The sequence below is a fragment of the Deinococcus pimensis DSM 21231 genome, from assembly GCF_000519345.1.
Taxonomy (GTDB): domain Bacteria; phylum Deinococcota; class Deinococci; order Deinococcales; family Deinococcaceae; genus Deinococcus_A; species Deinococcus_A pimensis.
Map to the genome: position 1 here is coordinate 100,094 of NZ_KI912673.1, position 6,808 is coordinate 106,901.

General features: G+C 71.7%; 7 protein-coding genes. 3 read left to right on the top strand and 4 right to left on the bottom strand.

Going from position 1 to position 6,808, the window contains the following annotated elements; genetic code table 11:
- Positions 1–1,014 (bottom strand): AfsR/SARP family transcriptional regulator (locus DEIPI_RS33885; protein ID WP_045235009.1); only part of this gene is annotated, 1,014 nt, incomplete at its 3' end.
- Positions 1,015–1,058: 44 nt separating this feature from the next.
- Here DEIPI_RS33885 and DEIPI_RS0122825 point away from each other — a divergent pair.
- The gene (locus DEIPI_RS0122825) at positions 1,059–2,099 is read left to right on the top strand and encodes a zinc-dependent alcohol dehydrogenase family protein (protein WP_027483298.1); all 1,041 of its coding nucleotides are present in this window, start codon (positions 1,059–1,061) and stop codon (positions 2,097–2,099) included.
- A gap of 158 nt (positions 2,100–2,257) precedes the next feature.
- Here the strand turns inward: DEIPI_RS0122825 and DEIPI_RS0122830 are convergent, their stop codons facing one another.
- The 3 genes from DEIPI_RS0122830 to DEIPI_RS33895 all read right to left on the bottom strand — a co-directional run bounded on the left by DEIPI_RS0122830 (position 2,258) and on the right by DEIPI_RS33895 (position 3,807).
- On the bottom strand, positions 2,258–3,088 hold the full coding sequence (locus DEIPI_RS0122830) for a DMT family transporter (RefSeq protein ID WP_045234992.1): 831 nt from the start codon (positions 3,086–3,088) through the stop codon (positions 2,258–2,260).
- On the bottom strand, positions 3,085–3,426 hold the full coding sequence (locus tag DEIPI_RS41060) for a hypothetical protein (RefSeq protein WP_052351944.1): 342 nt from the start codon (positions 3,424–3,426) through the stop codon (positions 3,085–3,087). The genes DEIPI_RS0122830 and DEIPI_RS41060 overlap by 4 nt, the downstream gene beginning before the upstream one ends.
- Positions 3,427–3,606: 180 nt before the next feature.
- Positions 3,607–3,807, bottom strand: a complete 201-nt coding sequence (locus DEIPI_RS33895) for a hypothetical protein (RefSeq protein ID WP_045234993.1) — start codon at positions 3,805–3,807, stop codon at positions 3,607–3,609.
- A gap of 158 nt (positions 3,808–3,965) precedes the next feature.
- Between DEIPI_RS33895 and DEIPI_RS33900 the strand changes: the two genes are divergently transcribed.
- Both DEIPI_RS33900 and DEIPI_RS33905 read left to right on the top strand, forming a co-directional pair.
- A complete protein-coding gene (locus DEIPI_RS33900) occupies positions 3,966–6,041 on the top strand; it encodes an ATP-binding protein (RefSeq protein WP_045234994.1) in 2,076 nt (691 codons plus the stop codon).
- Between the two features lie 181 nt (positions 6,042–6,222).
- Entirely contained in the window at positions 6,223–6,750 is a 528-nt protein-coding gene (locus DEIPI_RS33905; RefSeq protein ID WP_045234995.1) for a hypothetical protein, read from the top strand.
- Positions 6,751–6,808: the final 58 nt, after the last annotated feature.

The following is a 6,808-nucleotide window of genomic DNA, read 5'->3' on the forward strand; positions in this document are numbered from 1 at the left end:
GGGCGCGAGGGCCGCGCGCATCCACGGTTCGAGCGGCAGGTCGGGGGTGCGGGCCAGCACGCGCCGCACGCCGCGCGTCAGCGTCAGGTACGGAACGGACGCGTCCCCCGGCCGCCCCTCGAGGGGCATCACCTCCCCCATGGTGTTCGCGAAGTCCCGCGCGAGCCGCGACTTGCCCACCCCGCCCTCACCCAGGAGCACGATGACCTGCCCGGCCGTCCACGCGGCGTGCAGGTCGCGCCATTCCGCGTCACGTCCGACGAGGCTCGGCGGACGCAGCACTGACAGCGGCATCGCGACGCGCGCGTCACGCGCCGTGACGGACGCCTCCCCACGCTCCACCTCCCGCGCGAGGTGAAGCGTCTCGGGAAGGGGTTCGCTGCCGAACTCACGGCGGAGCATGTCCTTGCAGCGTTCGAAGGCCGCGAGGGCCGCGCCGCGATCCCCGTCGAGGTAGTGCAGCCGCATCAGACGCCGATAGGCGTCCTCCGACACGGGATTGAGATCGAGCAGGCGCTGCGCCGCGCGCGTCGCGAGCGTGAGGTCGCCGTCCTGCTCGTACGTCGCGGCCCAGCGGGCGAGGTGATCGGCGCGCTGATCGTCGAGCCGTTCACGCCACGCGAGCAGCCAGTCCGAAAGGTCGGGATGGGCGTCGAACTCGACGTTCTCGAGCAGCGCGCCGAGCGGCATGTCCGTCGGGGTGCGCTCGTCCAGTTCCCGCGCGTCGACCCGCACGTCGTCCGTCAGGCCGACGACGTCGGCGGTCCGGAGGACCGGTTCACCGCAGCTGCGTGCGAGCCGACGGATGACGTGCACGAGGTTGTTCCGGGCGGCGCTCTCGACCGTGTCGGGCCACAGCAGGCCCGCGAGCCGCGAACGGGCGGTGGGGCCTTCGAGCGCGACGTACGTCACGAGGGCGAGCGTGGTGCCGTCCAGACGAACGGCACGTCCGTCCGTGTGGACGAGGCGGACCTGACCGAGCACCTCCAGCCGCCAAGAGGATTCGTTGCGCATGACCGCCTCATCCTATCGCGCGCCCCTGAACTACGATGAACCGCATGCGCGCCGTCCTCTACGAACAGTTCGCCCAACGCCCGGAACTTCACGAGGTGCCCGACGTCACCCCCGACCCTGACGGCGTGGTCCTGCGGGTCGGCGCGACCGGCGTGTGCCGCAGCGACTGGCACGGCTGGATGGGACACGACCCGGACATCCGCCTCCCGCACGTCCCCGGACACGAAATCGCCGGGACGATCGTCGCGATCGGCCCCAACGTACGACGCTGGCACGAAGGGGACCGCGTCACCCTCCCCTTCGTCTGCGGGTGCGGTCACTGCGGCGAATGCCACGCCGGACACCCGCAGGTCTGCGAACGACAGTTCCAGCCGGGCTTCACGCACTGGGGCTCGTTCGCGCAACTCGTCGGCATCCACCACGCCGACCACAACCTCGTCCGGCTCCCCGACAGCATGTCCTTCGTGACCGCCGCGAGTCTCGGCTGCCGCTTCGCCACGTCCTTCCGCGCGGTCGTCCAGCAGGGCCGCGTGCGGGGCGGCGAGTGGCTGACGGTGCACGGCTGCGGCGGCGTGGGACTGTCCGCCGTGATGATCGGCCACGCGCTCGGCGCGCGCGTCGTCGCCGTGGACATCGACGACGACAAGCTGGAGCGGGCCCGCGCGCTCGGCGCGGAAGTGACGATCAACGCGCGCGCCACACAGGACACCGTCCGGGCGGTGTTCGATCACACGGGCGGCGGCGCGCACGTCTCCATCGACGCGCTCGGTCACCCACGCACCGCGTTCGACTCCGTCGCGAATCTGCGCCGCCGCGGCCGTCACGTGCAGGTGGGCCTGCTGCTCGGGGACCAGAGCCGTCCGGCACTGCCGATGGACCTCGTGATCGCCCGGGAACTCGAGATCCTCGGCAGTCACGGCATGGCGGCGCACGCGTACCCGCAGATGCTGGGCATGATCGAGGCGGGGCGGTTGCGTCCCGAGGCGCTGATCGGGCGACGCCTCACGCTGGAGGAAGGCATCGACGCGCTCGTGACCATGGACGCCTTCGCGGGTGTGGGCGTCAGCGTGATCGACCGCTTCTGAGTCCCGATCGCGTGGGTGTTCCCGTGGGCCGGCAAGACCCTCGACGCGGATCAGGCGCGGCCGCGCGGCCCGCCGCGACCATCACGAGCGTGCTCGGGCTCCGACGTCGCGGCGTCGTGCCCTTCGCGTTCGCGGCGTCATGGCGCCACGGCCCTCGCCTACGCCCGCGCCGCGATGAGCGGCACCGCCAGCAACGTCACCCCCAGGCCCCACCACTGATCCGGCCGCAGCCGTTCGCGCAGCACCACCAGCGCCAGCAGCACCGTGAACGCCGGGTACACGTTGGACAGCACGCTCGCCTCCGCTAGCCGTCCCGTCTGCGCCGCCACCACGAACAGCACGTTCCCCAGCGCGTCCAGCACGGACGATCCCGCGATCGGTCCTGCCGCCCTCGGACGTAACCCGGGTCCGCGCAGAGTGAGCAGCAGCGTCACCCCTCCCGACACCACGCGTGCCAGCACCAGCGGCCAGAACACCGATCCCGCCCGCGTCTGCCCGAGCATCACGAAGAACACCCCGAACCCCACCCCCGCGAGCACCGCCAGCCCCAGGCCGCCGCGACCCTCGGTGGGCGAGCGGCTGAGCAGCGTGACCCCCAGGAGCGCCAACGCCATGCCCAGCAGCGCCACCGGGCCCAGCCTCCCGCCGAGCAGCACGCTCACCAGGACCGGCAGGGCCGCCGCGAGCACCGCGCTCGTCGCGGCGACCGTGCCCATCGGGCCGAGCGCCAGCCCCCGGTACAGCGCGCCCAGCCCCACCACGCCGCCCAGCCCGGCCAGCGCGCCCCACATGAGGTCGACCCCTCTGGGCGTGGCCTCACCCGTGACGAGGGCCAGCAGCACGAACAGCGCGAGCGACAGCAGGTGCGCGAGCGCCACGACCCGCACGACCGGGTCGCGTTTCGTGGCGATCCCCCCGCTGAAGTCCCCCGCGCCGAACGCGGCCGCGGCACCCAGCCCGGCCGTCACGACCACGCCGAGCTCCGTCACGCGGGCCTCCCCGGCCCCAGCCGGAACCGCCCGACCCGGCAGCCGGGTGAGAACTCCGACAGGAGCGCCTCCAGCGCCGCGAACGTCATCGGCGGGAGCGGGTCGAACAGGAAGTGCGCGCCCTTCGTGTCCTGCGTGACTCGTTTCCGCGCGCCCTGCCGCCGGTTCCACGCGAGGCACGTCAAGCCCGCCTCTTCCGCCCAGACCACCTCGCCACGCGCGGAGTGGTCCACGAAGGACGCGCCGTCCGTGCGCGTCTCGAAGCGTTCCGTGCCCTCCGCGACCTTTCGGCATGGGGCGCCTTCGTGCTGGGGATCCGGGTGTGGTGGGTTCGTCATGGTCGAAAAATACCTCCCGAGCGCCCGGTTCGGGCAATCCGGGCGACCGCCGGGGAGAGCGGCCGCTCCTTCGTCCGCGATCCGCCTCAACGAGTCGAAGCTGCCCTGAACGACGTAGTGACGCCTGTCGCGCCGCGACGCACGCGCAGGACGGAGCCGCGTGAGCGGCGGGAGGCCGGGTCAGCCCTCCGGGTCGAGGCGCTCGCCGAGGTACCTCAGGAGCGCGTCCCGGGACGTGAAGAAGCGCCGCCGCTCGTCGTGCGGACCTTTCAGGGACGCCCTCCACACCGGACGGTCCCCGTCGTACTCGTACCACACGCGAAGCAGGTACAGGACGTGCTCGCCCTGACCGACGGGTCCGATGTGCTCCTGCGAGGTCATGAGGCCCACCTCCTTTCGAGGAGCGTACGCGAACCTCGATGATTGCACCCTGATCGCGGCCGTCACCACCGCTCGACACGTCTCTCACGGCCCGTGGGTTGGAACGGCGACGGGACGCCAGGGCCGTTCCGTTTGGTTTACAGTGAGGACGACGACCTATGAAGTCAGCGTCTTGGCGTGTCCAGCTGCTCGGCCCGCCCCTCCTGAGCGGACCGCTCGGTCAGGAGGGGCGGCCGGAACGGAAACTCGCCGCGCTCCTGGCGTACCTCGCGCTCGAAGGCGCCACCTCCCGCTCACGACTCGCGGGTCTGCTGTGGCCCGACTCTCCCGAGCCGACCGCCCGGAACAACCTCTCGCAACTGCTGCGCAAGCTCCGTCTCCTCGTCGGCACGGACCTCATCGTCGGCGCGGACCTGCTCGACCTCACCGAGGAAGTGACGGTGGACCTGACGACGGCGCGTGAGCACGTCGCGCGCGGCCGGACGGCGGACCTGCTCGCGTTGAGCGGTGATTTCCTCGCCGGGCTCAGGTACGACGACCTGCCCGACCTCGACGACTGGATCAACGCGGAACGCGAACGCCTGACCGAATGGCGCGGCCTCGCGCTGCGCGCGGAGATCGATCGGCTGGAACGAAGCGGCGAGTACTCGCGGGCGCTGCCGCACGCGCGCGCGCTGCTCGACCTCGATCCCATCTCCGAGGACGCGTGGCGGCGCCTGATGCGCCTGCACTACCTCGCGGGGGACCGTCCGGCCGCGCTGCGCGCCTACCACCGCTGCAAGGAGGTGCTGCGCCGGGAACTGCGCACGGAACCTCTGCCCGAGACGGTCGCGCTGGCGCAGAACATCGACCGGGGTTCGGTGCCCGTGACGCCCACCGCCCGCACGGTCCTGCCGCTCGAGGTGCTGCGCCCCCCGCACCTCGTGGGACGTGAGCGCGAATGGGCGCGGCTGGAGGCCGCCTGGGCGGCCGGTCAGTGGATCTTCATCAGCGGCGAGCCCGGCTCGGGCAAGACGCGGCTCGCGCTGGACTTCGCGGGCAGCAAGGGTGGGTACATCGTGTACGCCGGGCGTCCCGGCGACCGCGTGCAGCCCTGGGCGACGCTCTCCCGCATGACCCGCATCAACACCGCCCGACGGCCCGAGCTCACCCAGCAGCTCGATCCGTGGGTGCTGCGCGAGGAGTCGCGGCTCGTGCCGGAACTCCTGCCGCCCGAGGAGCGCCCCGCCCCCATCACGAACGACGAGGACCTGCTGCGGTTCCGTGAAGCGCACATGATCTGGACGATCAAGGTCCACGAGGGGCTGCTGTCCAACATCTGCGACGACTGGCAGTTCTTCGACGACCACACCAACCAGATGGGCATGTACATGTTCGGCACGTCCTTCCCGCTGGGACAGCCGGGCGGCATGCCGCGCCTGCTCGCGACGTTCCGCCGTGGCGAGCTGCCGCCCGAGGCCGAGGCGCTCGTCCGGCAGACGGTCGAGCTGGGCATCGCCGTGCTGATCGACCTCGAACCGATGGAGGACCGCGCCGCGGACCAGTTGATGACCGACGTCGGCGTGCCCGCCGACCCGACGCTCCGCGCGCGGCTCTGGCGGCACTGCGCGGGCAACCCGCACTTCCTGCTCGAAACCGTGAAACTGCTCCTCGAGGCCGGGCAGCTGCACGGCACACCGCCCGAACAGCTGCCCCTGCCGGAGAAGCTCTCCACGCTGATCGGTCGGCGTCTGGAACGTCTCTCGCCGCCCGCCCTGCAGACGGCCCGCGCGGCGGCGGTGCTGCAGAGCGACTTCGACCCCGAGGGCGTCGCGGGCATGCTCGGCGCGTCCCTGCTCGACATCGCCCGCGCGTGGGAGGAACTGGAGGCGGCGCAGGTGCTTAGCGGCCACCGCTTCACCCACGACCTCGTGTACGAGGCGGTGCACGCGGGCATTCCCGCGAGTGTGCGCGGGCTGCTGCACCGCGCGGCCGCGCGGACGCTGGAGGACCGTGACGGTCACGCCGCGCGCGTCGCGCGGCACTGGCTCGACGGTGGAAAGCCGGACCTGGCCGCGCGGGCCTACCTGCGCGCGGCACGTGAGGCGCGCGACCAGTACCTGCTCGGGGACGCCGCCCGCTTCTACCTCCTCGCGGCGGACCTGCTCGAAGGTGAGGGGGACACGCGCGGCGCCGCCGAGGCGCGGGAGGCGTTCGAGGTCGTGACGTCGCCGGGCGTCCCTCCGGCACGCTGACGCTCCGCGCCTTCGCGAGCGCTCCACGCGGCGAACCGTCCCGCGTCCGCGCGGGTCGACGTCCGCCGGGGTGACCGCGCCTCCGAATCACGGCGCAATCAGACGTGTGTGCCTACCGTGCGGTCACGGTTCAGTCGTGAACGTCCACCGGGTGTTCGGCTGACTCGACAAGGAGTCCACCATGCTCACACGTACGATGATCGCCCTGGGTCTCTCGTTCTCCCTCGCCGCCTGCGGCGCCGCGACGACCACGCCGGATCAACCCGCGGGCACCCCGGGCGGGTCGGTTCTGCCCTCCGTGATGCTCGGCAGCTGGCTGTACGGCACGCTGTCCAGCGTCGACTACTATGATCCGGCCAGCGACCGTTGGATGGACTCGAGCGGCGCGAGCGAGATCGTCACCTTCAGCGGGAACGGACGGTACGAACGCACGCGGTTGCTGTCCCTGACCACCTACGGCTGCACCTCGAAGCTCTTCATCCACGAGAAGGGCAGCGTGACGATCGAGGGTGATCGGCTCACCTACCGTCCCTCCGAGGGAGTGAACAAGGGGTACACCTGCTCCCCGTCGAACAGCTGGAACACCACGCAGATCAACCCGGAAACGTGGGTCTTCCGGTTCGAGACGACCTCGAACGGGCAGGACCAAATGGTCCTCCAGAACGTCAAGGGGGACGCCGAGGCGCACTACGGCCGTTACCAGCGTTGACGGGCCCGGCGGCGGGGTCCGGGGCGTCAGGGCGTGTCCGACGTGAGGAGCCGCTCGC

Excerpts from the sequence above, each read along its gene's own strand:
- DEIPI_RS0122825 (WP_027483298.1), top strand. The coding sequence starts at position 1,059 with ATGCGCGCCGTCCTCTACGAACAGTTCGCCCAACGCCCGGAACTTCAC.
- DEIPI_RS41060 (WP_052351944.1), bottom strand. The coding sequence starts at position 3,426 with ATGACGAACCCACCACACCCGGATCCCCAGCACGAAGGCGCCCCATGC.
- DEIPI_RS33895 (WP_045234993.1), bottom strand. The coding sequence starts at position 3,807 with ATGACCTCGCAGGAGCACATCGGACCCGTCGGTCAGGGCGAGCACGTC.
- DEIPI_RS33900 (WP_045234994.1), top strand. The coding sequence starts at position 3,966 with ATGAAGTCAGCGTCTTGGCGTGTCCAGCTGCTCGGCCCGCCCCTCCTG.
- DEIPI_RS33905 (WP_045234995.1), top strand. The coding sequence starts at position 6,223 with ATGCTCACACGTACGATGATCGCCCTGGGTCTCTCGTTCTCCCTCGCC.